We start from the raw sequence: 24,566 nt of genomic DNA, 5'->3' as shown, positions 1-24,566 counted from the left end.
GGCGCCCGCCGCCTGCCCTCAGGCGTTCTGCCGTGCCCATTGCAGCGTCTCGTCGAGGGCGGCGGCGAACGTGTCGGCGATCTCGTCGACCGCCGCCCGGCCGATGATCAGCGGCGGCGAAAACGACATCGTGTCGCCGAGATTGCGCGTCACCAGCCCGCGCTTGAGCGCGAATGCCGAGCATGCGCCGCCGACGGCCATGGCCGGATCGAACGCCGCCTTCGTCTCCTTGTCGCGCACCAGTTCCACCCCGGCCATCAGGCCGATGCCGCGCACCTCGCCGACCAGCGGATGGTCGGCCAGTGCCTGCAGCCTTTCCTGCAGATAGGCGCCGGTCTCGCGCGCGTTGCGCGTCGCGTCCAGTTCGTCATAGCGCTGCATGGAGGCCAGCGCCGCCGCCGCGCAGACCGGATGCCCGCCATAGGTATAGCCGTGGCCGAACACGCCGACCTTGTCGGACTGCTCGCGCATCGCCTCGAAGATCGCCTCCGAAACCAGCACCGCCGAGATCGGCAGATAGGCCGAGGACAGCGACTTGGCGCAAGTGAGAATGTCCGGTTTAAAACCCACCGCCTCGGCACCCCAGTAATGGCCTGTACGGCCAAAGCCGCAGATCACCTCGTCCGACACGGTCAGCACCTCGTGCTTCTTCAGCACCTTCTGGATCGCCTCGAAATAGCCCTTCGGCGGCACCACGACGCCGCCCGTGCCCATCACCGGTTCGGCGAAGAAGCCGCCCACCGTCTCCGGTCCTTCGGCGACGATGAGCGCGTCGAGTTCGTCGGCCAGGCGCTCGACGAACGCCGCCTCGCTCTCGCCCGGCAGCCCTTCCCGGTAATAATGCGGGCAGGTGACGTGCAGGAAGCGGTCGAGCGGCAGGTCGAACTCGCGGTGGATGTTGGGCAGCGAGGTCAGGCTGCCGGAGGCGATGCCCGTGCCATGATAAGCCCGCTTGCGGGCGATGATCTTCTTCTTTTCCGGCCGTCCGCGCGCATTCCAGTAATACCAGATCAGCTTGACGGCGGTGTCGTTGGCCTCCGAACCGGAACACTGGAAGATGACCTTCGCCATCCCCGGCGTCTTCTCCACCAGACGTTGCGCCAGGTCGATCGACGGGTTGTTGGAGCGATGCGCGAACAGGTGGAAATAGGGCAGTTCGTCGATCTGCGCCTTCACCGCGTCCTTCACCGCCGTGTCGGAATAGCCAAGCGACACGCACCACAGGCCCGACATGGCGTCCAGATAGCGGTTGCCGTCATTGTCGAAGATATAGGCGCCCTCGCCGCGCGCGATGATCATCGGCCCGTCCTGCTCGTGCAGGCGGATGTTGGTCTGCGGATGCACCTGGTAGAGGATGTCGCGCGCGGAGGGCGAGTTGGCGATCATGGTCATTGCGATTCTCCTGCAAGGCCGCTGGCTGCGGCGAAATTCAACTGGCTTCGGCCGCACTGCTGCCGACGGTGCGCAGAAACTTGTCGACGCCGCTTTTCCATCCGCTGTCGGCCAGCACGCGCTCGATCGCCGCCAGCTCGATGCGGATGCCGGCATCGAGATCGGTCCGCGAGCCGAGGTCGACCGCCTGCTTGGTCAGCGCCATGGACAAGGCCGGCGCTTCGGCGATCCTCTGGGCGATGGACCGCCCCGCTTCCTTCAGGTCTCCCGCCGCGACGACGCGGGCCACCAGGCCGAGGGTCAGCGCTTCCTCGACCGGCATTTCGCGGCCGGTGAACAGCAATTCCTTGGCCCGCGAGCGGCCGATCACGCGCTGCAGGCGCTGCGTCGCGCCAACCGTGCCCCAATGGGCCTCGGGAAAGCGGAAACTGGCGTCGTCCGAGGCGACGATGAAGTCGCAGCTCATGGCGATTTCGCCGCCCGAGCCGACCGTCTGCCCCTGCACCAGCGCCATCACCGGGCGCGAGCAGCGCTCGATCCCCGCATAGGCTTCGAAGGCGGCAAGGCGGCGGCGGCGGATCCAGTCGGCATCCCGTCCCTTACGCTCCTTCAGATCGGCGCCGGCGCAGAACACCGGCCCCTGCCCTTCGAGCACCACCGCCCGCACCGCCTGGTCGCGGTCGATGGCCTTGAAGGCGTCCGACAGGGCCAGGCACATCGGCAGGTTGAGCGCGTTGCGCGCCTCGGGGCGCATCAGGACGACGCGGGCGATCGCGCCTTCCCGCACCAGTTCGACCGGTTTTGCTTCGGACATCGTCAAATCACTCCCTCGCCGCGCAGGCTGTCGATTTCGTCCCGGTTCAGGCCGAGCGCCTCCTGCAGCACCGTCTCCGTGTCGTTGCCCAGCAGCGGCGGCACGCCCGGCGCAATCTCGTCGAAGCCGGACAGGCGGATCGGCGTCTTCAACGCCGGCACGGCGCCCGCCTGCGGATGCTCGAACGAAGAAACCATTCCTCGTGCCTGCACATGCGGATCGCCAAGGATCTCGGCGACGCTGTTGACCTCGCCGGCCGGCACGCCGGCGGCGCGCAGCGTCTCAGCGAGCTCATCGCGCGGGCGCGACGCCACGGCTGTGCTCATCGCCGCCATCACCCGGCCGCGTTCCGCAACGCGTCCCGCATTGCGGTCGAGCGCCCGATCCGCCGCCAGCTCATCGAGGCCTAGCACGGCGCATATCCCCGCCCAATGCTGGTCGCTGCCGCTGATGTGCAGGAAGCGGCCGTCGGCGCATTCGAAAGCAGCGGAAGGCACCCGTCCCGGATGCTCCGTCCCCGTGCGCTGCGGGTCTTCGCCGAGCAGGAAATGCCGCGATGCGGCAATGGTCAGGAGGCTTACCTGCACGTCGAGCATGGACAGGTCGACATGCGTTCCCCTGCCGCTCGTTCCGCGCCCGGCCAGCCCGGCAAGCACGGCGATCACCAGCCACAGGCCGGATGTGAGATCGGAGAAGGGAACGCCGACCTTGGCCGGCGGACCGTCCGGATGCCCGGTCAGCGCCATGACGCCTGAAAGAGCCTGGAAGATCGTGTCGTAGCCGTTGCGGTCGCGGTACGGACCCGTCTGGCCGAAACCGGTGCTCGACACATAGACGAGTTCCGGATTGCCGGCCGCCAGCCGTTCATAGCCGAGGCCGAACTTCTCCATCTCGCCGGGCAGGAAATTCTCCACCAGAACGTCGGCTTCCAGCGCCAGCGCACGGGCAATCTCCTGGCCGCGCGGCGATTTGAGATTGAGCGTCACCGATTTCTTGCCCCGGTTGAAGGCGAAGAAATAGCCGCTGTCGCCGCTGTCGAGCCTGGGTTCGAAGACGCGCGTCTCGTCGCCCGTGCCCGGCCGCTCGATCTTGATCACCTCGGCGCCGAGCTCGGCGAGGATCTGGGTGGCCATCGGCCCCGCCAGCACGCGCGTGAAGTCGAGAATCTTCAATCCGTCGAGCGGCTTCATTCTTCACGCTCGCGAAAGCCGCGCATCAGCGCGTTGATGTCCCGTCCGGCAGCCATCGCCGCGTCGAAGGGCAGATCGGCGACGCGGTAGAACAGGCTTTTCGTCGCCGCCATCGCCATTGGACTGGCCTTGGCCCAGGCCTCGGCGATTTCCAGGGCCGCATCGACAACCGCCTCCGGCGCGGCGATCCGGTTGACGAGGCCCAGCGCCTTCGCCTCCTCGGCGCCGATCAGCCGGCCAAGGCTGATCATCTCGAAGGCCGCCTTGCGGCCGAGCTGCCGCTGCAGCCCGGTCATCACCAGGGCCGGCACGATGCCGTGCTTCAGTTCCGGATAGCCGAATTTCAGGTCGCTGCCCGCCACCATCATGTCGCAGGAAATGGCGAGCCCCGCCCCGCCGCCGACGGCCGCGCCCTGCACCGCCGAAACGATCGGCTTCGACAGACGCTGTAGTTGCGATTGGAGGCGGCACGTCAGGTCGGCGCGCTCCAGCACGCGGTGCTGGTGCTCCGGCGTCAGGTCCTTGAATTCGGAAAGGTCGGCGCCCGCGCAGAAGCCCCGTCCTTCGCCGGCCAGCACCACGGCGCGCACTTCGCTTGCCGTGTCGGCCTCGACCAGCGCGTCGAGCAGCGCCTGGGTCAGCTCCGTGTTCAGCGCGTTGAGCTTGTCGGGCCGGTTCATGCGGATGATGCGCACCCCGCCACCCCGGTCTTCCACAATCAGGCTCTGTCCCATCCCGTTCCTTTCAAGCATGTTCGGCCATCTTCGCGACCGTTGGCGCAAAGCCCGCCCGCGCAATCTTGCTGTCGAGCGGACGTTTCAGGACGCGCTCGCAAAGGCGAGAAGCCTCCATCAGCCGGTCGAGGTCGAGACCGGTGGCGATGCCCTCGGCCTCGAACAGATTGACGAGGTCTTCCGTCGCCACATTGCCCGTGCGGCCAGAGCCGTAACGGATCGTTGCGGGATGGCCGCCGACACCGCCGAGCGAGGCGTCGAAATGGCGGCATCCGGCCTCGAACGCGGCGACGCAATTGGCCAGCCCCGTACCGCGCGTGTCGTGGAAATGCGCCACGGCCGTCACCTCGGCGGCTGCGTCCGCCAAAAGTCTGAAAAGCCGTTTCACGCTTGTCGGCGTGCCAAGCCCGGTCGTGTCGCCGATGGTCACCATGCGCACGCCCATGGCGGCAAGGCGGCGAACGTCGTCGACCACCCGCTGCGGATCGACCGCCCCCTCGAACGGGCAGCCGAGCGCCACCGAAATGACGCCGACCAGGCGGAAGCGGCTGCCTGCCGCAGCAACCATCTCCTCGATACGCTGCCACTGGCCCTCGCGGGTCGTGCCGAGGTTGCGCCGGGTATGGGCCTCGGTCGCCGAGGCAAGCAGGCTGATTTCATTGGCCCCATGCCCCGCGTCGAGGTCGGCCAGCGCCCGCTCGACGCCCATGCGGTTCGGGCAGGTGGCCTTATAGAACACGCCGGGACGGCGGGCGATGCCGGCCAGCACCGCGCGCGCATCGCCAAACGCCGGCACGCGGCCCGGATGGCTGTAGCTCGTCGCCTCGATGCGGGCGAAGCCCGTGGCCGTGAAGGCGTCGATGAGAGCAACCTTGTCGGCCGTGGCGACGAATTCCGGCTCATGCTGCAGCCCGTCGCGCGCGAAGCACTCGCAGATGGTGACGGCGGCGGTCATCTGCGCTCGCCTCCGCGCCGCAGCAATTGCGAACCGACCAAAAGCAGGACAGAAAGGCCGATCAGCAGCGACGAGATGGCCGCCACGGTCGGGTCGATCTGGTCGCGGATGTTGGCGAACATCAATCGCGTCAGCGTCGCGTTCTCGCCGCTGGAGATGAACAGCGCCACCACCACCTCGTCGAACGAGGTGACGAAGGCGAACAGCGCGCCCGACATCACCGACAGCTTGATCTGCGGCAGGGTCACCGTCAGGAAGGCCCACGGCCGCGATGCGCCGAGGCTCTGCGCCACGCGCTCCTGGTTCATGTCGTAGCTGGCAAGCCCGCTCGACACGGCGATGACGACGAACGGCAGCGCCAGCACCGTGTGCGCCAGAACCAGGCCGAGGATCGTGCCGTTCAGGCCGAGTCGCGCATAGACGAAGAAGCAGCCGATGGCGACCAGGATCAGCGGCACCAGCATCGGCAGCATGAACACGCCGCGCGCCGCCGCCGGCAACAGGCCGCGCACGCGGGCGATGCCGTAGGCGGCGATGGTGCCCAGCACCGTCGCAAGCAGCGTCGTCAGCAGCGCGACGCGGAACGACACGAATGTTGCCGCCCGCCATTCCGGCGAACCCAGATAAGCCTGGTACCATTGCAGGCTCCAGCTGCGCGGCGGGAACTCCAGATACTGGCTGCCCGAGAATGACATCGGAATGACGATCAGGCAGGGTATGATCAGGAAGGCGAGGACCAGCCCCACCAGCACATACAGCCACAAGCGCTGCAAATGGGTGATCTGGGTGGTCGTCGCGGGGCGTCCGAGCATCAGCGTGCCCCTCCGAACGTGTCGACCTTGAAGATGCGCCGCAGCACGACCAGGATCAGCGCCGTCACCGCCAGAAGCACCACGCCCAGCGCGCTGGCCGCGCCCCAATTGCCGTAGACGGCGATGTTGTCGGCGATCTGCATCGCCCACATGGCGACCCGCCCGCCGCCGAGCAGGGCCGGCGTGACGAAGAAGCCGAGACACAGCACGAACACCAGGCCGATTCCGGCCGCCAGGCCCGGCAGCGACAGGGGCAGGAACACCTGGCGGAACGCCTGCGCCGGCGTCGCGCCGCAATTGGCCGCTGCCCGCATAAGCACCGGGTCGATGGCGCGCATCGAGGCATAGAGCGGCAGGATCAGGAACGGCAGCATCACATGCACCATGCCGATGACCGTGCCGAGCAGATTGTGCACCAGCGGCATCGGCTCCTCGATGATGCCGGCGCCGGTCAGCCAGGTGTTGATCAGCCCCGTGCGCTGCAGGATGACGAGCCAGGCATAGGTGCGCACCAGCACCGACGTCCAGAACGGCAGGATGACGAAGATCATCAATATGCCGGCGGTCCGCTCGGAAAGCTGCGACAGGAGATAGGCGACGGGATAGCCGAGCAGCACGCAGGCCGCCGTCACCAGGCCGGCGACCTGGAAGGTCGAAATGAAGGTCTTGACGTAGACCGGACGCAGCATGCGCGCGTAATTGGCCAGCGTCGGCTCGCCCGAGGCGTCGAAGAAGGACAGCCAGAACAGCCAGCCGATCGGCAGGATCAGAACGACGAGGATCAGCAGCGCGCCCGGCGCCGTGAGGAGCGACAGCGCCGTCCGCTCGCGCCGGTCGTGGCGCTTCAGCAGGCGCTCGTTGAGGGTGGCGGGCGCAGCCCCGCCCTTGAGGTCGATGGCCATGGTCATGCGTGATCCGTGACCAGGATGGTGTGTTCGGGGGCGAGCCAGAGCCGGATGCCCTCGCCCCGGTCGGGCAGCCGGCCGCCGGCCATGTCGGGCGAGCGGCGCAGATCGATCTCCGCCCCGTCCGGCAGGCGGACGGTGATCAGATAGCTGTCGCCCTGGTAGATGACATCGGTCGCCTCGGCGTCGATGCGGTTGCTGCCGTCGTCGTCGCCGCCGCGCCAGCGCAGCCGTTCCGGGCGGACGACCAGCCATGATTTCTCGTTTCTGCCGGCGGCGCCGTCGCGCGTCTTCAGGGCGCGGCCGTAAAGCAGCGGGCCCGAGGCGCCGGGCTCGACCGGCAGGAAGCGGGTTTCGCCGATGAAATCGGCGACGAACTTGTTGCGCGGCCGGTCGTAGATCTCGTCCGGCGTGCCGAGCTGGACGACCTTGCCCCCATTGATCAGGGCGATGCGGTCGGAAAGGGTCAGCGCCTCGCGCTGGTCATGGGTGACGTAGACCGTGGTCGTGCCCAGGCGCTGGTGCAGCCGCTTCAGTTCGAGCTGCATGTGCTCGCGCAGCTTCTTGTCCAGCGCCGACAACGGCTCGTCCATCAGCAGCATGGACGGTTCGAAGACGATGGCACGCGCCAGCGCGACGCGCTGCCTCTGGCCACCGGACAGCTCGTGCACGCCGCGGTCGGCCAGATGCCCCATCTGCACCAGGTCGAGCGCCTCGCCGGCGCGCCGGTCGAGTTCCGCCTTCGGCACGCCGCGCAGGCGCAGCGGATAGCCGACATTGCTGCGCACGCTCATATGCGGAAACAGCGCATAGTTCTGGAACACCATGCCCAGATTGCGCCGGTGCGGCGGCAGGGTCAGGAATTCCGTGCCGTCGACGGTGACGCTGCCGCTGTCCGGCCGGACGAAGCCGGCCAGGACGTTGAGCAGCGTCGTCTTGCCCGACCCCGAGGGTCCCAGGAGCGTCAGGAACTCGCCGGGATTGATGTCGAGCGACACGTCGTCGAGCGCGATGAAGGCGCCATAGGCCTTGCTGATTTTCTGTATTGCGACCTTGCTTCGCATGGCGGCCTCCACTTGACGCAGACTATTCGATCATCAGGTTCTTGTAGTCCTCGCGAACGTCCTGGTTGTGCTCGGCCCACCAGTTCGGCTGCATGACGATCTGGCGGCCGGCATTCTCCGGCGAGGCGTTCGACTGGGCGATCACGTCGGCCGGGAACTCCTTGACCTCGAACGCCTTCCTGTTGGCCGGGCCATAATAGCTCATCATGGTCGGGATGCGCGCCTGGATCTCCGGCGAGACGATGTTGGCGATCAGCTTCTGCGCCGCCTCGACATTCTTCGAGCCCTTCAGGACGGCAACGCAGCCGAAGCCGATGACCCCGTCCTGATAGGTGAACGCGACCGGCGCTCCGTCGGCGATGACGCCGGCCACGCGGCTGCCCCAGATCGCCTCCATGTCGACCTCGCCGTCCTTGATGAGCTGCGCCGACTGCGCGCCGGAACTCCACCAGACGCCGATATGCGGCTTGATCTTCTCCAGCGCCGCCAGCGAGCGTTCCGTGTCGAGCGGATACACATCCTCGCGCGCCACGCCGTCGCCGAGCAGGGCGATCTCCATCATCTCCTGCGGATAGACGCTGAGCGCGCGGCGTCCCGGGAAAGCCTCGACGTCCCAGAAATCCTTCCAGTCCTTCGGCGGGTTGTCGCCATACTTGTCCGTCCGCCAGGCGAGCACCACCGAATAGGTGTTGGTGCCGACCCAGTTTTCGCCGCGCGCGCTTTCGGCAATGCCGTCGGCGTCGACCACCTGATAGTCGATCGGCTCGAACAGGCCCTCGCCGGCGCCGATGGCGCAATCCTCGGCGCCCAGATGGGCGACGTCCCAGCCGGGCGAGCCCGACTGCACCTGGACGCGCACGCCGGCCAGGCCGTCATGCGACTGGCCGCGCAGTTCGACGCCGGCCTTCTCGGCCGCCGGTGCGAACAGGGTCGCGGTCAGGTCGTCCTGCAGCTTGCCGCCGAGCCCGGCAATGGTCAGCGTGTCGGCGCCGTGCGCCGTCGAGATGGCCACGGCCATGGCCGTCGCCGCCAGCATTCCCGTCTTGATGTGACTGCGTCTCTTCATGTCATTCTCCCATTCATGACGTGCAGTTGATTACACCGGACAACGCGTTCCTCGGCTCTTGTCCGCGCTCAGGCGGCCGCGTCCCTCAGACCGACCTCGCTGATGAATTTGGTCTGCAGGAATGCGTCGAGCCCCTCGCTTCCGCCTTCGCTGCCATAGCCGCTCTCCTTCGTGCCGCCGAACGGCGTTTCGGGCGCGGCGATGCCGAAATGATTGATCGACACCATGCCCGCTTCCAGCCGGTCGCCGAGCAGCGTCGCCGTCCGCTCCGACCGGGTGAAGGCGAAGGCGGCCAGGCCGAAGGGCAGGCTGTTCGAGCGGGCGATCGCCTCGTCGAGATCGGCAAAAGGCGCGATCGGCGCCAGCGGCCCGAACGGCTCGTCGATCATCAGGCGGGCGTCCTCGGGCGTGTCCGTCAGCACGGTCGGGGCGAAGAAATTGCCCTGGTTGCCGATGCGCCGCCCGCCGGTCAGGATCTTCGCGCCGCGCGCTTCCGCATCGGCGACGAATCCCTCCATCGCCTCCAGCCGGCGCGCATTGGCGAGCGGCCCCATCGTCACGCCGTCCTGGTCGCCCGGCCCGACCGCCAGCGCCTCCGATCCCGCAACAAAGGCATCGACGAAGCGCTTGTAGTGGCGCTCGTGCACGTAGAAGCGCGACGGCGCAGCGCAGACCTGGCCGGCATTGCGGTATTTGAGCGCGATGCCCAGTTTCACCGCCTCATCCGGATCGGCGTCCTCGCAGACGATGAACGGCGAATGGCCGCCAAGCTCCAGCGTGCAGCGCTTCACATGCTGCGCCGCCAGCATGCCGAGATGCTTGCCGACGGGGATCGACCCGGTGAACGAGACCTTGCGGATCTGCGGGGCCGGAATGAGATGTTCCGAAATCTCGGCCGGCACGCCGAACACCAGATTGACGACGCCCGCCGGCACGCCGGCATCGATGAAGCAGCGCACCAGTTCGACGCAGCTGAACGGCGTCTCCTCCGGGCATTTGATGATGATCGTGCAGCCGGCGCCGAGCGCCCCGGCGATCTTGCGCACCGCCTGGCTGACCGGAAAGTTCCATGGCGAGAAACCGGCGACGGGGCCGATCGGTTCCTTCACCGCGATCTGCCGCACGCCCGGCGCGCGCGCCGGGATCAGCCGGCCATAGGCGCGGCGTCCCTCCTCCGCATACCAGTCGATGTGATCGGCCGAACCGACCGTCTCGCCCAGCGCCTCGGCCAGCGGCTTGCCCTGCTCGCGCGTCATCAGCCTGGCAATGGCCGGCGCACGCTCGCGCAGGAGATTGGCGGCGGCGCGCAGCAGCTTGGAACGCTCATAAGGCGACACGGCGCGCCATTCGGCGAAGGCGCGCTCGGCGGCGGCAAGCGCCCGGTCCAGATCGGCGGGGGATGCGTGGGCGACGGTGGCAAAGGGCTGGCCGGTCGCCGGGTCGATCACGGCCCCGGTGCGGCCCGTGCTGCCATCCGTCCAGATTCCGTCGATGAAAAGCTGCGCCTGCTCGGTCAATGCCCGCTTCCTCCATGCAATTTGGTTGATGTTGTAAACTATATCGTTCACTTCGTCAACTAACTGATCGGAAGATTCCTGTCCGGGCAGCGAAGGCCGCGACCGCAGGCGTCAGCGGCGGCAGATCAGTCTTCCGCGCCGTATTCGGCGGCATCCGCCGCCGACACATCTTTGCGCAACTGGTCGTAATAGCCGATGCTGCTGGCAAAGACGGCCTGCATCGCCTTCTGCAACTGCTCGCGCTCCGCGGGGGAAAGACTGGCCAGCATCATCTCGTTGCGCTGCTCGGAATCGGCCAGGATCCGCGCCACAACGTCCTTGCCGGCAACCGTCAGGCGCAACAGGATGCTGCGCCCGTCCTCCGGGTTCTCCGACCGGCTGATCAGGCCGCGTTCGATCAGGCCGGAAACGGTGCGGCTCATCTGGCTTTTCAACAGCCCGCTGTGGTTGGCGAGCAGTTGCAGCGGCGCTTCGCCGAGATAGTCGAGCACCGCCAGCGCACGCCATTCGCGCACCGTCAGCTTGTAGCGCGGGCCGATCGACAGAAGCGCGATGCGGCTCGACAGCGAGGCAAGCCGCTGCAGCTGGAAGGAGAACAGGTCCCGGGCGTCATGCGCCGTCATCATGTCCATGAGGTCCGCTCCGTCGCGGCCCGCCGCACCGGAAACGGCCGCATTAGAATTGGTTGTCATGCCATGTCTCCCAAACTGCAAATGTCTCGTCATCTCTGAAGCCATGAAACACGCGGCCTTCTCAAGCTGAAATCACCGCGCGACTTCAAACCCAATTGCGTCGCCTGCCCGCCTATATAGTTGACTTCGTGAACTATATAGTTCATTTCAGCAACCAATATAGCGCCGGGTGGTCCATCCACCAACGCTCTTCCGCACGGCGCCCGTCCCCGGCATCGTTTTTCCAAAGGAGTTTGCAATGGCTTCCAGCAATGTCACGCACAATCCGGCCGATATGGCTCCGCCGGCGCGTGGGCTCTATTCTCATGCTGTCGAGATACCGGCCAACAGCCGCCAGCTCTTCGTCGCCGGCCAGGTCGGCGTGCGGCCGGACGGCAGCCTGCCCGAGGGTTTCGATGAACAGGTCGAGCAGATGATGCGCAACATCGGCGCCGTCCTCGCCTCGGCCGGCATGGACTTCGCCGATGTGGTCAAGGTCAACGCCTATTGCCGCAGCGCCGAGGAGATCATCGCCTATGCCGGCATCCGCAACCGCTTCTTCGACGGCGCGCCGCCGGCGACCACCGCCATCGTCGTTCCCGGCCTCGCCAATCCCGACTGGCTGATCGAGGCCGACGTCGTCGCGGCGAAGCAGGGCTGACGCCGATGTTCTACAGGCCGTCCGAGGGACACGGGCTTCCGCACGATCCCTTCAAGGCGATCGTCGCGCCACGCCCGATCGGCTGGATTTCGACGCGCGGCGCCACGGGGATGCTGAACGTCGCGCCCTATTCCTTCTTCAACGCGCTGTCGGTCGAGCCCTACCTCGTCTGGTTTTCCGCCGACGGCGAGAAGGACAGTGTCGTCTTCGCCCGCGAGACCGGTGAATTCGCCGTCAACCTCGTCGGCGCGAAACTGGCCAAGCAGATGAACGCCACGGCGGTCGATGCGCCGCGCGCAACGAGCGAATTCGACTATGCCGGGCTTGTCCCCGCCGCGTCGAAGCTCATCGCCGCCCCGCATGTCGCCGGCGCGCCGGCCGTGCTCGAATGCCGGCTGACGCAGATCCTTGAGCCCACGGGGCTCGATGGCCGCTGGGCCGGCGTCTATGTGGTGATGGGCGAAGTGGTCGGCATCCACATCGACGACGCGATGCTCGACGACGGCCTGTTCGATCATCGCAAGGCCGGCAATGTCGCCCGGCTGGGCTATATGGACTACGCCGCCGTATCCGAAACCTTCGCCATGCGCCGCCCCCGCTGGGGCGAGGGCGAAAGCGCCGAGCCTCAGCCCTCCGCTCCGCCGAGATAGAAGGCGTGCAGCTTCTCCGGTGATTGCCGCAACGTCGTGCAGTCGCCGTCATAGACGATCCGCCCGCGCCGCATCACATAGGCGCGGTTGCCGACCGCCAGGGCAAGTGCGGCGAACTGCTCGACCAGCACGATCGCCAGGCCCTCGTCGGCCAGCCGCCGTATGGTCTGCATCAGTCGCGACACCACCACCGGCGCCAGCCCAGCCGACATTTCGTCGATCATCAAGACCTTCGGCCGCGTCAGCAGCGCGCGGGCGATGACCAGCATTTGCTGCTCGCCGCCCGACAGCAGCCCGGCCCGCACCGCCCGGCGCGGCAAAAGCTCGGGAAACAATGCATAGGCCTCCGACAGCGTCGCCGCATCGCGCAGGCCGACGCGCAGATTCTCCTCCGTGGTCAGGTCGCGGAACACGGTGCGCCCCTGCTCCACATGCGCCAGGCCGGCCCGCGAGCGCGCCCCTGGCCGCGCCGCCTGGATCGCCTTGCCGCCGATCTCGATATTGCCTTCCGCCACCGGAATGATGCCGGAAAGCCCTTCGAGAAACGTGGTCTTGCCGGCCCCGTTGGCGCCCAGGAGCACGCTGATCTGGCCACGGTCGACGGCCAGGCTCGCCTCGTTGACGATCGGCAGCCGGCCGCGCCGGATGGACAGGCCCTTGATGGCGAACAGGCTCATGCGCTCGCCCTTTCCTCTTCAATGCCAAGATAGGCTTTCTTGACCTCGGCTTCCTCCAGCGTCCGCGCCGGCGGTCCGGCCGCGATGACCCGGCCGAAATCGAGCACGGTGACGCTCGAGCAGGCGCTGCGCACCAGATCCATGTCGTGTTCGACCAGCAGGACGGCCGAGCCGAACAGTTCGGGAATCTCGGCGATCCGTTGCCCGAGCGCCAACGTCTCCTGATAGGATTGACCGGCGGCGGGTTCGTCGAGCAGCACCACGGCCGGGCGTGCCGCGACGACGCCGGCGACGTCGAGCAGCCGCCGCGTGCCCGCATCCACCTGCGCCACCGGCGTCGCCGGGTCGGGGCAGCCGAGCCATGCAAGCACGGCGTTCCTCTGTGCATCGTCCAGCGCCGGTCCGCCGCCATGCCCGGCGGCAAGGTCGAGATAGGCCCCGACCGTCAGTTCCGGCGCGATGCGCGTCGTCTGCCAGGTGCGCCGCACCCCGCCGAGCGCCCGCCGATGCGCCGGTTGTCCCTCCAGTGGCCGGCCTTCGAGGCGGACCTCTCCCTCATAGCTTTCGAGAAAGCCGGTGACGGCATCGATGAAGGTCGATTTTCCCGCTCCGTTGGGGCCGATCAGGCCGACGACGCTGCCCGCCGGTACCGTCAGGTCGACGCTGTCCAGCGCCACCACCCGGCCATAGGACACGGTCAGTCCCGAGATTTGCAGCGCCGGACCTGAAGCGCGCCCGACGGGCGCCGGCAGGTCGCCGAGCGGCGCTGCGGCAGCCGTGATCTCCCGCTCCCGGCCCAGGCGGCGTGCCAGCATATGCTTCAGCCGGCGGAAGGTTTCCGCGATCGTCTCGCCGGTCGACAAGGCCTGCGTCGCGCCGAGCGCGAAAAGGACGTTGCCGATATCCTGCGCCAGATCCAGGCGCCGCAGCAGCTCCGGGAACATCGTCACCAATATGCCGCCGATGATCGCCCCCTCGGCCAGGTGCGCGCCGGCCATGGTGGCGACGGCAAACAGCACCAGCGACTGCATCATCGAAAAATTCTCCGACACCAAGGTGCCGAGATAGCCGGCCAGCAGCCCCCCCGAAACGCCGGCGATGAAGGCAGAGATGGCGAACGCCGACAGCTTGGCCATCGGGATCGACACGCCATGCGCCGCCGCCGCCCGCTCCGAATGGCGAATGGCGAGCCAAGCCGCGCCCAGCCGCGAGCGCGCCAGCAGTTCCAGCGCGGCGGCGATCAGCGCATAGACGATCAGCACGAAGATGAAATAGCCGCTGTCGCTGTCGAAAATCGCCGGCCGCGCCACCGCGAGGAAGTTTACCTGGCCGGGAAAGGTGATCGTCGCCAGGATCGCGTCGAAGGCGACGGCGAACGACAGGGTGACGATGGCCAGGTTGATGCCGCGCAGGCGCAGCGCCGGCAAGCCGATGGCGACGCCGAGCGGAACGGCGGCCAGACCGCCGAGGACGATCCACAGGGCGAGCCCGCCCGGCGCCTCGGCTACGTTCAAGTAGCCGACGGTCCACGCGCCAACGCCGGCGAACGACATCTGGCACAGCGCGATCATGCCCGTGCGCCCGGTGACCAGGCCCAGGCTTTGCAAGGCGATCGCCGTGATCAGCACGGAGGTGGCGAGGAAAATCCAGTAACCCGGCAACAGCCCGACGACCGCGGCGCCGGCCACGGCGGCAACGGCCAGAAGCGTCAGGACCGGGCGCAAACTAGCGTGCTTCATCCCAGCGGGCTCCCCGTTGCGACCATAGCAGAACCGCCAGAACCACCAGGAACGGCACGATGGAGCGGTATTGGCTGAGACTGCCGAAAGCGCTGGTCAGCCCTTCGATCAGGCCGATCATCAACCCGCCGGCGAGCGCCAGCCGGAAACTGCGGAACGCGCCGACCAGCGCCGCCGCCAGCGCCGGCACGACCAGCAGTGACAGCGACATGAAATCGGGCGAACGCTGCGGCGCGATGATCATCAGCGCGAAGGTGGTGAAGGCGCCGGTCACCGCCCAGACGAGTTGCGACAGCAGCGCCACGCGCACGCCCAGCAGCTCGGCGGCCATCGGCCGCGCCGACAGGGCGCGCAGGTGCAGGCCGATATTCGTCCGGTTCAGAAACAGGTCGGCCAGCATCGTGAAGGCGACGGCGAGCACGATCGTCAGCACGGACGCGATGGTGACCTCGACGCCGGCGAGGCGGAACGCCGAACCGGGAAACAGCGTCGGAAACTCCTGCGGATGCTGGCCGCCGGTGAAGCGCAGCCCCATGGCGACGATGCCGACCAGAAGGGCCGCCGTCACCGCCGCTTTGGTGGTGGCGCTGGCCTCGGAAAACCATCTGGTCATGACGAAGCCGATGGCCGCGCCCGCCAGCGTGCCGACAGCGACGCCGGCAGCGACGGCCGGCCACAGGGGCAGGCCGAGCGCGATGAAACCGATCATCGAGAAGGTGCCGGCCGTGCCGATCGCCGCGCCGGTGAAATTCACCACGGCGACCAGCCGGTAGGTAAAGACGGCGCAGACACCGAGCAGCGCATAGGCGCCGGCGGCCGTCAGTCCCGCCACGGCGGATGTGAAGAGTGCGTTCATGGGCCTTTCCGGGTTGTGTGCGGACGATGCCTGCCGTCCGGGTCGTGAAGGTGTCCGCGCCCGCCCCTCATCCGCCTGCCGGCACCTTCTCCCCGCAAGCGGGGAGAAGGAGAATGGCCGCAACGTCGAGGTCCCCCTCTCCCCGCCTGCGGGGAGAGGGTAAGGGTGAGGGGCAAGCGGCGGCGCTTACTCGACACTGGGCAGCACCACCCAGTCCGGCGTCTCCACCGTCCAGGCGCCCTTCTCCAGCTTCATGATCTTGGTTGCCTGCATCGGCGCGTGCCGATCGGCTGCGCCGAACACATACGGGCTGCCGGCCAGGTCGTAAGCCTTCGGCTGCATGGTCAGCAGCGCCTGGTTGACGCTGTCGCGCGTTACCGGCCCATCGATGCCGTTGAGAACGTCGAGGAACACCACGGCCGCCAGATAGCCGCCCTGCGAGAAGGCCGTCAGCGAGCGGCCGGCCTTTTCCATCACCGCGATCCATTCGGCATTCGCCGTGGACCCGGTCTCCGTGAAAGGCTCCCATTCCGTTCCGACATAGACCGGCTGCTCGGTGCCGGCGAGCGCCTTGGCCACCTCGACCGTGTAGCCCGGCGCCAGGAACAGCCAGTTCATGCCGTCGATCTTCTGCGCCTCGGCGGTCTTCACCCATTGCACCACGCCCGGCTCGACCTGGTTGGTCAAGACCGCGTCGCAGCCGGCATCACGGGCCTTGATGAGATAGGGCGTCAGGTCGCCCTGCAGCGGCAGGGTCAGATCGACCAGATGGATCGACCGGCCAGTGATCTTCTCCCAGTTGGCGATGCCCTGCTTGTAGGCTTCCTGGGTGCCGCCGATGATGATGAAGAAGGCGCACAGCTTCTCGTTCTTCAGCGTCTCGCTGGCGTAGTAGAGCATCGCCGTGGTCAGCGTGTAGGGGCCGACATTGACTGGCGAAACGCTCGGCGCGTTGAAACAGGCGGCGTCGACGCCCAGCCCCTGCACCGACAGCACGTTCTGGCGCTTGTAGGTGGTGGCGTTGACGGCGCAGTCGAGCAGGCTGGCCGAACCGACCAGCGCCACCACTTGTCTGTTGTCGATCAGGTCGCGCGCCGCCTGCGCGGCCACCGCCGGATCGGCCTTGTCGTCGGAAATGGTGTAGTCGATCTGGCAGCCATTGACGCCGCCATCGGCATTGACCGCGTCGAAAACAACCTTCGCCGCCTTCGGCACCTCGCTGAAATCGGCGGGGCCGGTGATGGTCGAGACGGCGCCCACGCTGATGGCCCCGCCATCGCATGTCGGGCCGGCTGCCGCTGCTGGCTCGGCCAGCGCCAGTCCGGCGAAGCACGCCAGCCCGGAAATGGTCAGAAATGTCGATGTCCCACGCATATCCATTGCTCCCTTTGTTTGTTGTTTGCCTTGTCGATCAGGCCAATTCCGTCTGCTCAGCCGGCCTGCCGATCCGGTCAGTGCCGACGCGGGCGAACCTGGCCAGGGTCCGCTCGATGATCTCTCTTTCAATGCCGCGCACGATGAAGATGATGCGCGTGCGCCGCTCCTTGTCCGGCCAGGCGGCCAGCCGCGCCGGCGGATGCACGACGCTCTGCACCGCATGCACCACCATCGGCCGGTCCGGATCGTCGGCCAGATGGATCAGCCCCTTCATGCGCAGAAGGTCCTCGCCCTTCAGCAGGGTCAGATAGTCGAGCCATTCGGCAAAGGCCGCCCACTCGACCGGCTCGTCTATGACGAACGCATAGGACTGGATGCCGTGATGCGGCATTTGGTGATGATGATGGTGCGCATGCCCGCAATCGGCGTCGTCGCATTCCCGGTCATGGACATGGCCCGCGCGATCAGCAGCCCGCGCCACTTGCCGGAACCACAGCGCCACGTCGGCCGACAGACCCTGCGCGTCGAAACCGCTGCCATTCAGCACCGCCCCCGCATCGACCGCGCCGTGCCTCACGGTCAGCCGGTCTGCGGTCGGCGCCAAAGCGGCCAGCCGCCGCTCCAGCGCCGCCGTCGCGGCGCTGTCGGCAATGTCCGTCTTGGTCACCAGGATGCGGTCGGCCACCGCCACCTGTTTGGCGGCTTCCTCATGCCGTTCGAGCGTCGCGCCGCCATTGACCGCATCGACCGTTGCCACCACCCCGTCGATGACAAAATGCTGGGCGAGTTCCGGCTCGACGATCAGCGTGTGCAGGATCGGCACCGGATCGGCGAGCCCCGTGGTCTCGATCAGCACGCGCTTCACCGGCGGCAGCAGGCCCGCTGCGCCGCGCGCCAGGATATCCTTCAGCGTGGCGACCAGATCGTCGCGCACCGTGCAGCAGATGCAACCATTGTCGAGCAGCGCGAAGCGCTCCTCGCTTGCCTCGACAAGCAGATGGTCGAGACCGACCGCGCCGAATTCATTGATGATGGCCACCGTGCCGTCGAGCGCCGTCTGGCGCAGCAGATGGTTGAGCACGGTCGTCTTGCCGGAGCCGAGAAACCCCGTCAGCACGGTGACCGGGACGCGCGCCGTCATGCCCCGCCCTCCCGCTCGTAGACCAGCCGCCCCTCGAAATAGGTTTCAAGCACCTTGGTCTCGGCGATCTCGTCGGAGGGGCATTCCAGCACATTGCGGTCGAGCACGATGAAATCGGCCGACTTGCCGATCTCCAGCGAGCCGATGGTTCCCTCCCAGCCCATCACGCGGGCCGGATTGATGGTGAAGATCTCCAGCACGGTGGCGATGTCCAGCGCCTGTTCGGGCCACAGCGCCTCGCCGGCGAAATCGCCGGACGGGTTCTGCCGCGTCACCAGCCCCTCCATGCCGTTCCAGGGGTCGGGATTGGGAATGACCGGCCAGTCGGAGCCGCCGGCCATCAGCGTGCCGGCCGCCAGCAAGTCCTTGTTCGGCCAGAACCGCATGGCGCGGTCGATGCCCATGGTCTGCTTGTGGCCTTCCAGGAAAGCCGTCGGATACCAGATGAACGGCGACAGGTCGGCGGCAACGCCCAGTTCGGCGAAGCGCTTGATGTCGTCCGGCGCGATATAGCTCGCATGGGCGATGTGATGGGTCAGCGCCGTCGGTCCGTTGAACGAGCGCACCACGTCGATCGCGTCGAGCGCCTGGGTGACGGCGGCGTCCCCCGCGCAATGGATCTTCACCGACAGGCCGAGTGTCTCGCAGCGCCCGACCCAGCGCACCAGCTCCGGCACCGTGGCCAGCGTCGTGCCGCGAAAGCAGCAGCCGAACACCGGATCGGCCGTGTAGGGCTCGTGAAAAGCAGCCGTGCGCGCACCCGGCACGCCGTCGAGAAACACTTTTGTGAAATCCGGTTTCACATGGGCGCTGCGATAGTCCTCGCGCAGGGCAAACAGCTTTTCGCCGGCAATGCCGAACATGAAGGAAGGCTCCACCACCGGCATGGCCGCGCCGGCCCAGGCCGTCAGTTGGCCGCGCTCGTCCAGCCCCTTCAGCGCCGCCAGCACCGGCTGCATGGCCGCTGCGTCGAGAAACGCCGTCACGCCGTGGGAATTGAGCGTCGCGATGGAGCGCGCCATCGCCGCGCGATCCATCTCCTCCGTGTAGTGGCCGGACGCGACGATGGTTCGCTCGATCAGGCCCGAGGCGGACTCGATCATCACGCCGGTCAGCGCGCCCGTTTGCGGATCGCGGCCGAAGCTGCCCTGCTCGGGATCGGCGTTCGCCCGGTCGATGCCGGCCAGCTTCATGGCCGGCGAATTGACCCAGCGATTGTGATACGTGTCGTCGCGCAGCATCACCGGCCGCCCGAGACTGGCGGCATCGAGTGCGGCGAGCGATTCTTCCGTGTTGAGCGCGGCGATCAAATCGCTGCCCCATTGCGCGCCGATGATCCATTTGTCTTCCGGCGTGGCTTTCGCCGCCTCGCGCACCTTGGCCAGGATGGCATCGCGGCGCGCAATGTTGGAGAAGCGCAGCTCGAACAGCTCCGCCTGGCCGCCCATCATCATATGCGTGTGCACATCGACGATGCCGGGCATCGCCATGCGGCCTCCAAGATCGACGCGTTTCGTCTCGGCCCCGATATGCGGTTTGACCGCTTCATCATCGCCGACGGCGATGATGCGCCCGCCGCGCACGGCAATGGCGCTGGCCCAGGAGCGGTCGCGGTCGACCGTGTAGACGCGGCCGTTCCTGGCCACCAGATCGGCAATTGCAGCTTCGCTCATCTCGGTTCCCTCCCGTTCATCTCATGCAGCCCTGCCGCGCACCGGCGCACGGCCGCCGCCATCGGCCACCAGCACCGTGCCGGTGACGAACGAGGCTTCGGCCGAGGCCAGAAACAGGCAGCAGGCGGCGATTTCCTCCGGCGTGCCGATCCGGCCAAGCGCAATGCGCCGGGTCAGCGCGGAAAATTCCGCCTCACGCGTCGTGCCGTTGGCATGCGCCGCATCGTCCATCTCTTTCTCGCTCATCGGCGTGCGCACCCAGCCCGGCGCAACCGCATTGGCGCGGACACGGTCCGGCCCGTGCGCATAGGCGAGCGTGCGCGTATAGGCGATCAGGCCGGCCTTCGACGCCGCATAGGCCGCATTGTCGGGGCTGGCATTGAACGCGCCGACCGAGGCGACGTTGACGATCGCCCCGCCGCGTTCCTTGAGCAGCGGCAGAGCCGCCCGGCAGACCATCATCGCGCCCGTCAGGTTGACGGCGAGCGTTTTCTCCCAGATCGCGTTCGTCACCGTCTCCGGCGTGTCGGGCATGAGCATGCCCGCGGCATTGGCAACGATGTCCAGCCTGCCGCCGCAAATGGCCAGCGCTGCGTCGATGTCTGCTTGCCTGGTGACATCGCCATGCACTGCCTTGCCGCCGATCGCCTGGGCGGCCGCGTCCAGCTTGGCGCCGCCGTGGCCGAAGCAGACGACGCTCGCCCCTTCCCCGGCAAAGCGCGTCGCGATTGCCCGGCCCATGCCGGTCGCCGCTCCCGTCACCAGCGCGGTCAATCCGTCGAGCCGCCCGCTCATGCCGCCCCCCAATGCCGGACGACGGCGAAGCCGGTTTCCGGCAGGCTCGCGCCACCATCGACGACGATGGTCTGGCCGGTCACGTATTTCGCCTCCGGCGAGGCCAGGTAGAGCATTGCAGCGGCGATATCGTCCGCCTCGCCCATATGTCCCATCGGCACATGAGCGCCGATCTCGGCCATCATCTGCGGCGTGCTCAGCGTGCCGCGCCCCGGCTTGGCGATGAAGCCCGGCTCGACGCCATTGACGGTGATGCCGTCGCGGGCAAGCTCGAATGCCGTTCCCCGGATGAATGCGTTGACGCCGGCCTTGGCTGCCGAATAGTGCACGCCGCCCGCCATGGCGCGCCGGGCCGAAACCGAGGAGGTGACCAGGATGCGGCCGAAGCGCGCCGCGCGCATCGGCGCGATCGCCGCCTGCGCAAGCCAGAATGCCGCCTTCAGATTGACGTCGAGAACCTCGTCGAGCTTGTCTTCATCCAGCGCCTGCAGCTCCGCCCACGGGCAGCCGCCGGCATTGTGCAGCAGGATGTCGAGCCGGCCATGCCGCCCGACGAGATCATCGACCAGCGCATGGAGATCGCTGCGCGCCAGCGACGGGAGTGGCACGCTTTCGGCCCGCAGCCCCTGCACGACCAATGTCTCGGCGAGTTCGTCGGCCGGCGCTTGCGTGCGGTTGGCGATCACCACCAGCGCCCCCGCCTCGGCGAAGCGCCGCACGCAGGCCGCGCCGATGCCGCGCCCACCGCCCGTCACCAGCGCCACCCGCCCGGAAAGATCGAACGGCCTCGTCATGCCGTGGCCCTCTGATCGTACCGTTCCGGCATGGATCCCCGGCTCGGGGGCCGGGGATGACGAATGGCAGAGACGTCACTGTCAGATATCTGCCGATACGGTTTGCAGAGACCTGCACACCATTCGTCACCCTCGGGCCCCGACCCGAGGGTCCATGCCTGAGCAGCGATGCGCTGCCGGCGATCCATCGTCCGAGCGATCGCCATCATGCCGCGCCCTCACGCTTGAGCATCGCGACAAAGCGGCGGAGAACCCCTGTATGCCGATCAACATCGGCAGCCTCCGTCGCCGGGCACATCAGGAACATGGTGTGGAACGGCGTCACCAGAATGCCTTCGTTCATGTAGAAGGCATGCAGCAGCGTCTCGAGATCGCCGCGCCGCGCGGCGATCACCTCCGCGCCGTTTTTCGGTGGTCGCGGCATGAACATGATCTCCGCCCGCGCCCCGATCTGCGTCACATGCCAGGGCAGCGCGTTCTCGGCGATGACGGCCCGCACGCCCTCAGCCAGCCGCTCGGCATTGCCGATCATCCGCGCGTAATTCTCCGGTGTCAGCACCGCGCCCAGCGCAGCGCGCATCGCCGCCACCGTCAGCGCGTTGCCGGCCAGCGTGCCGCCAATGCCCAGATGCGCCGACTGGCGCTGGCGCGGGTTGACGTCGGGCACGTGCTTGCGCAGGCGCTGCGAGACCTCCTCGCTCACCCCGAACACGCCGGCCGGAATGCCGCCGGCAATGGCCTTGCCGCAGACGAAGATGTCCGGCTCCAGCCCGTGCAGCGCCGTGTAGCCGCCCGGCCCGCAGGAGATGGTGTGCGTCTCGTCGATGATAAGCAGCGTGCCGGTCTTGCGGGTCAGCGCGCGCAAGGCATCGTGGAACCCGTCGGCCACCGGGACCATGCCGAAATTGGTCATCAGCGGCTCGGCCAGAACGCAGGCGACGTCCTCGTCGGCCAGCGCCGCCTCGAGCGCCGCGACATCGTTGAACTCGACCACCTTCGACACGGCCGCATGATCGACGCCGTTCGCGTGGATCATGTTGCGCAGGCCCACCTTGCCGTCGCGAATTTCCACATGCGCCTCTTCGACACCGCCATGATAACAGCCGGAGAAGACCAGCACCTTGTTGCGCCCGGTGATCATCCGGGCGATGCGGATCGCCCCGCGATTGGCATCGGTCGCCGAGGTGGTCAGCGTCCAGTAGGGCAGTCCGAAGCGGCGCGAAAGCTCGGCGCCGACCCACAGCGAATCCTCGGTCGGCAGCATCATCGTGGCGCCGTTCGCCAGTTGCCGAGCCGCCGCCTCCGTCACCGCCTCGACACCGTGGCCGCACATGCCGCCCGTGTCGCCGAGCGCGAAATCCACATAGCCGTGACCGTCGATGTCCGTCACATGGGCGCCCCTTGCCTTGGCCACATAGACCGGAAAACCGCCCGCCCATCGGCGCATCCAGTGCGACGGTCCGCCGTAAAGGAAATGCTGCCTGCCCTCAGCCCACGCGGCGGCGGATTTCGGGTGCAGCTCGGCGAAGCGTTGCTGCTCCCGGTCGATGAGGCGGTCGATCAGATCTGGCGCAGGCTCGATGATGGCAGTGGCGGTCATAGGGCGATCCATGCGGTCTTGAGGTCGGAATATTCGGCCAGCGCATGCAGGGATTTGTCGCGCCCGAAGCCGGATTGCTTGAAGCCGCCGAGCGGAACGGTGATGTCGGCCCCGCCATAGGTGTTGACGTGGACAACACCGGCGCGGATGGCGCGCACCATGCGATGCGCGGTGGAGAGGTTCGAGGTCCAGACGGCCGAGGCAAGCCCGTAGACAGTCGAATTGGCGAGCTTGACCGCTTCCTCTTCAGTCTCGAAGCGGCTTACGGCAAGGACAGGGCCGAACACCTCCTCACGCGCCAGCGTCATGTCCGGCGTCACGCCGGCAAACACGGTCGGCGCCATGTAGCTGCCGCCGGTTTCGGCGAGGAGCCGCCCCCCGCCGGCCAGGCGCTCGGCACCCTCTCTTTCAGCGGTCTCGACAAAGCCGAGATTCTTCTCGAGCTGCTCGGCGCTCGCCACCGCGCCGATATCGCTCGCCACATCGAGCGGATCGCCGACTTTGAGCTTGCCCGTGACGGACAACAGCGCATCCATGAAACTGTCATAGACGGACGACTGCACCAGGAGCCGCGAGCCGGCGACGCAGACCTGGCCCGAATTGCGAAAGATGCCGCTGGCCGACACTTTCGCCGCCTGGTCCAGATCGGGTGCGTCGGCGAAGACGATGTTGGGCGATTTGCCGCCAAGTTCCAGATAGATGCGCTTCAGGTTTGAGCGCGCCGCGTATTCAAGCAGCCGGCGGCCCGTCGCGCCCGAGCCGGTGAAGGCGAGCACGTCGACATCCATGTGCAGGCCGAGCGCCTCGCCGGCCACGGCACCACGCCCGGTGACGACGTTCAGCACGCCGTCGGGAAGGCCGGCCTCCGACGCCAGCTCGGCCAGCCGCAGCAGCGCCAGCGATGCGGCCTCCGGCGGCTTGACCACCACGGTGTTGCCGGCGGCCAGTGCCGGCGCGATCTTCCACGCGCCGATCATCAGCGGAAAATTCCACGGCACGATCACGCCGACCACGCCGAGCGGCTCGCGATGGACGAGCCCGAGCACATTGTCCGCCGTCGGGGCGATCTCGCCGTAAACCTTGTCGATCGCCTCGGCATAGTAGCGAAAGGTGCCCGCTGCGCTGCCCGGCTCCGCCTTCAGCGCCATGGAGATTTCCGTGCCGTTGTCGCGCACGCCGAGCACCGCCAGCTCCAGCGCATGTTTCTCGATCAGCTCGGCGAATTTCAACAGCACCTTCTTGCGCATGGCGGGTGCGGCGCGCGACCAGCCATCGACCTCGAAGGCGCGGCGCGCTACGGCCACCGCGCGGTCGATGTCGGCGGCGGCGCCATCGGCGATTGTCGTCAGCACCGTGCCATTGATCGGCGAAACCACGTCGAGCACCGCGCCGGACGACGCCGGCTCATGCCGTCCGTCGATGAAGAGCTGCCGCGGCGGAACGGGCATGGCGCGCAACTGGTCGATCTGTTCCTGCAGCATGG

23 protein-coding genes are annotated in these 24,566 nt (G+C 67.5%); 2 read left to right on the top strand and 21 right to left on the bottom strand.

Features of this window, described 5'->3' with window-relative positions:
- Positions 1-18: 18 nt before the first annotated feature.
- The 11 genes from AB843_RS10530 to AB843_RS10480 form a co-directional block, all read right to left on the bottom strand.
- Positions 19-1,392: an aminotransferase gene (locus AB843_RS10530; protein ID WP_206412853.1), complete on the bottom strand. Its 1,374-nt coding sequence runs from the start codon at positions 1,390-1,392 to the stop codon at positions 19-21.
- A 37-nt stretch (positions 1,393-1,429) separates the two neighbouring features.
- A complete protein-coding gene (locus AB843_RS10525; RefSeq protein WP_048646799.1) occupies positions 1,430-2,206 on the bottom strand; it encodes an enoyl-CoA hydratase/isomerase family protein in 777 nt (258 codons plus the stop codon).
- Between the two features lie 2 nt (positions 2,207-2,208).
- Positions 2,209-3,396 carry a CaiB/BaiF CoA transferase family protein gene (locus tag AB843_RS10520; RefSeq protein ID WP_048646798.1) on the bottom strand — a complete coding sequence of 396 codons (1,188 nt, stop codon included), beginning with the start codon at positions 3,394-3,396 and terminating at the stop codon, positions 2,209-2,211.
- On the bottom strand, positions 3,393-4,148 hold the full coding sequence (locus tag AB843_RS10515; RefSeq protein WP_244467948.1) for an enoyl-CoA hydratase/isomerase family protein: 756 nt from the start codon (positions 4,146-4,148) through the stop codon (positions 3,393-3,395). The genes AB843_RS10520 and AB843_RS10515 overlap by 4 nt, the downstream gene beginning before the upstream one ends.
- A complete protein-coding gene (locus AB843_RS10510) occupies positions 4,141-5,085 on the bottom strand; it encodes a hydroxymethylglutaryl-CoA lyase (protein ID WP_048646796.1) in 945 nt (314 codons plus the stop codon). The genes AB843_RS10515 and AB843_RS10510 overlap by 8 nt, the downstream gene beginning before the upstream one ends.
- A complete protein-coding gene (locus tag AB843_RS10505; RefSeq protein WP_048646795.1) occupies positions 5,082-5,897 on the bottom strand; it encodes an ABC transporter permease in 816 nt (271 codons plus the stop codon). The genes AB843_RS10510 and AB843_RS10505 overlap by 4 nt, the downstream gene beginning before the upstream one ends.
- A complete protein-coding gene (locus AB843_RS10500) occupies positions 5,897-6,805 on the bottom strand; it encodes an ABC transporter permease (protein ID WP_082143767.1) in 909 nt (302 codons plus the stop codon). Before AB843_RS10500 ends, AB843_RS10505 begins: the two co-directional genes overlap by 1 nt.
- Positions 6,802-7,866 (bottom strand): ABC transporter ATP-binding protein, encoded by a 1,065-nt coding sequence (locus AB843_RS10495; RefSeq protein ID WP_048646904.1) that lies wholly within the window; start codon positions 7,864-7,866, stop codon positions 6,802-6,804. The genes AB843_RS10500 and AB843_RS10495 overlap by 4 nt, the downstream gene beginning before the upstream one ends.
- A gap of 22 nt (positions 7,867-7,888) precedes the next feature.
- On the bottom strand, positions 7,889-8,932 hold the full coding sequence (locus AB843_RS10490) for an ABC transporter substrate-binding protein (RefSeq protein WP_082143766.1): 1,044 nt from the start codon (positions 8,930-8,932) through the stop codon (positions 7,889-7,891).
- A 68-nt stretch (positions 8,933-9,000) separates the two neighbouring features.
- Positions 9,001-10,449 carry an NAD-dependent succinate-semialdehyde dehydrogenase gene (locus tag AB843_RS10485; RefSeq protein WP_048646793.1) on the bottom strand — a complete coding sequence of 483 codons (1,449 nt, stop codon included), beginning with the start codon at positions 10,447-10,449 and terminating at the stop codon, positions 9,001-9,003.
- Positions 10,450-10,574: 125 nt separating this feature from the next.
- Entirely contained in the window at positions 10,575-11,141 is a 567-nt protein-coding gene (locus AB843_RS10480) for a MarR family winged helix-turn-helix transcriptional regulator (protein WP_048646792.1), read from the bottom strand.
- Positions 11,142-11,379: 238 nt separating this feature from the next.
- Here AB843_RS10480 and AB843_RS10475 point away from each other — a divergent pair, with 238 nt between their 5' ends.
- Positions 11,380-11,781 carry a RidA family protein gene (locus tag AB843_RS10475; protein ID WP_048646791.1) on the top strand — a complete coding sequence of 134 codons (402 nt, stop codon included), beginning with the start codon at positions 11,380-11,382 and terminating at the stop codon, positions 11,779-11,781.
- Positions 11,782-11,786: 5 nt separating this feature from the next.
- Positions 11,787-12,431, top strand: coding sequence for a flavin reductase family protein (locus AB843_RS10470; RefSeq protein ID WP_048646790.1), 645 nt, complete (start codon positions 11,787-11,789; stop codon positions 12,429-12,431).
- Here the strand turns inward: AB843_RS10470 and AB843_RS10465 are convergent.
- From AB843_RS10465 to AB843_RS10420, 10 genes are all read right to left on the bottom strand, one after another.
- Positions 12,407-13,108, bottom strand: coding sequence for an ABC transporter ATP-binding protein (locus tag AB843_RS10465; protein ID WP_048646789.1), 702 nt, complete (start codon positions 13,106-13,108; stop codon positions 12,407-12,409). The two genes, AB843_RS10470 and AB843_RS10465, sit on opposite strands and share 25 nt — an antisense overlap.
- Positions 13,105-14,847, bottom strand: coding sequence for a branched-chain amino acid ABC transporter ATP-binding protein/permease (locus tag AB843_RS10460; protein WP_048646788.1), 1,743 nt, complete (start codon positions 14,845-14,847; stop codon positions 13,105-13,107). Before AB843_RS10460 ends, AB843_RS10465 begins: the two co-directional genes overlap by 4 nt.
- Positions 14,834-15,703 carry a branched-chain amino acid ABC transporter permease gene (locus tag AB843_RS10455; protein ID WP_048646787.1) on the bottom strand — a complete coding sequence of 290 codons (870 nt, stop codon included), beginning with the start codon at positions 15,701-15,703 and terminating at the stop codon, positions 14,834-14,836. Before AB843_RS10455 ends, AB843_RS10460 begins: the two co-directional genes overlap by 14 nt.
- Before the next feature lie 186 nt (positions 15,704-15,889).
- Positions 15,890-17,077, bottom strand: coding sequence for an ABC transporter substrate-binding protein (locus AB843_RS10450; RefSeq protein ID WP_048646903.1), 1,188 nt, complete (start codon positions 17,075-17,077; stop codon positions 15,890-15,892).
- 37 nt (positions 17,078-17,114) lie between these two features.
- Positions 17,115-18,221, bottom strand: a complete 1,107-nt coding sequence (locus tag AB843_RS10445) for a CobW family GTP-binding protein (RefSeq protein ID WP_048646786.1) — start codon at positions 18,219-18,221, stop codon at positions 17,115-17,117.
- Positions 18,218-19,894 carry an amidohydrolase gene (locus tag AB843_RS10440; protein ID WP_048646785.1) on the bottom strand — a complete coding sequence of 559 codons (1,677 nt, stop codon included), beginning with the start codon at positions 19,892-19,894 and terminating at the stop codon, positions 18,218-18,220. The genes AB843_RS10445 and AB843_RS10440 overlap by 4 nt, the downstream gene beginning before the upstream one ends.
- 21 nt (positions 19,895-19,915) lie before the next feature.
- Positions 19,916-20,689 carry an SDR family NAD(P)-dependent oxidoreductase gene (locus AB843_RS10435; protein WP_048646784.1) on the bottom strand — a complete coding sequence of 258 codons (774 nt, stop codon included), beginning with the start codon at positions 20,687-20,689 and terminating at the stop codon, positions 19,916-19,918.
- Positions 20,686-21,483: an SDR family oxidoreductase gene (locus AB843_RS10430; RefSeq protein WP_048646783.1), complete on the bottom strand. Its 798-nt coding sequence runs from the start codon at positions 21,481-21,483 to the stop codon at positions 20,686-20,688. Before AB843_RS10430 ends, AB843_RS10435 begins: the two co-directional genes overlap by 4 nt.
- Before the next feature lie 205 nt (positions 21,484-21,688).
- Positions 21,689-23,083: a transaminase gene (locus tag AB843_RS10425; protein ID WP_048646782.1), complete on the bottom strand. Its 1,395-nt coding sequence runs from the start codon at positions 23,081-23,083 to the stop codon at positions 21,689-21,691.
- Complete coding sequence (locus tag AB843_RS10420; RefSeq protein WP_206412857.1) at positions 23,080-24,561, bottom strand: aldehyde dehydrogenase; 1,482 nt, start codon at positions 24,559-24,561, stop codon at positions 23,080-23,082. Before AB843_RS10420 ends, AB843_RS10425 begins: the two co-directional genes overlap by 4 nt.
- Positions 24,562-24,566 lie beyond the last annotated feature (5 nt).

This window comes from Nitratireductor soli (assembly GCF_001050155.1).
Lineage (GTDB): Bacteria > Pseudomonadota > Alphaproteobacteria > Rhizobiales > Rhizobiaceae > Nitratireductor > Nitratireductor soli.
This window is presented reverse-complemented; position numbering and strand designations above follow the sequence as displayed.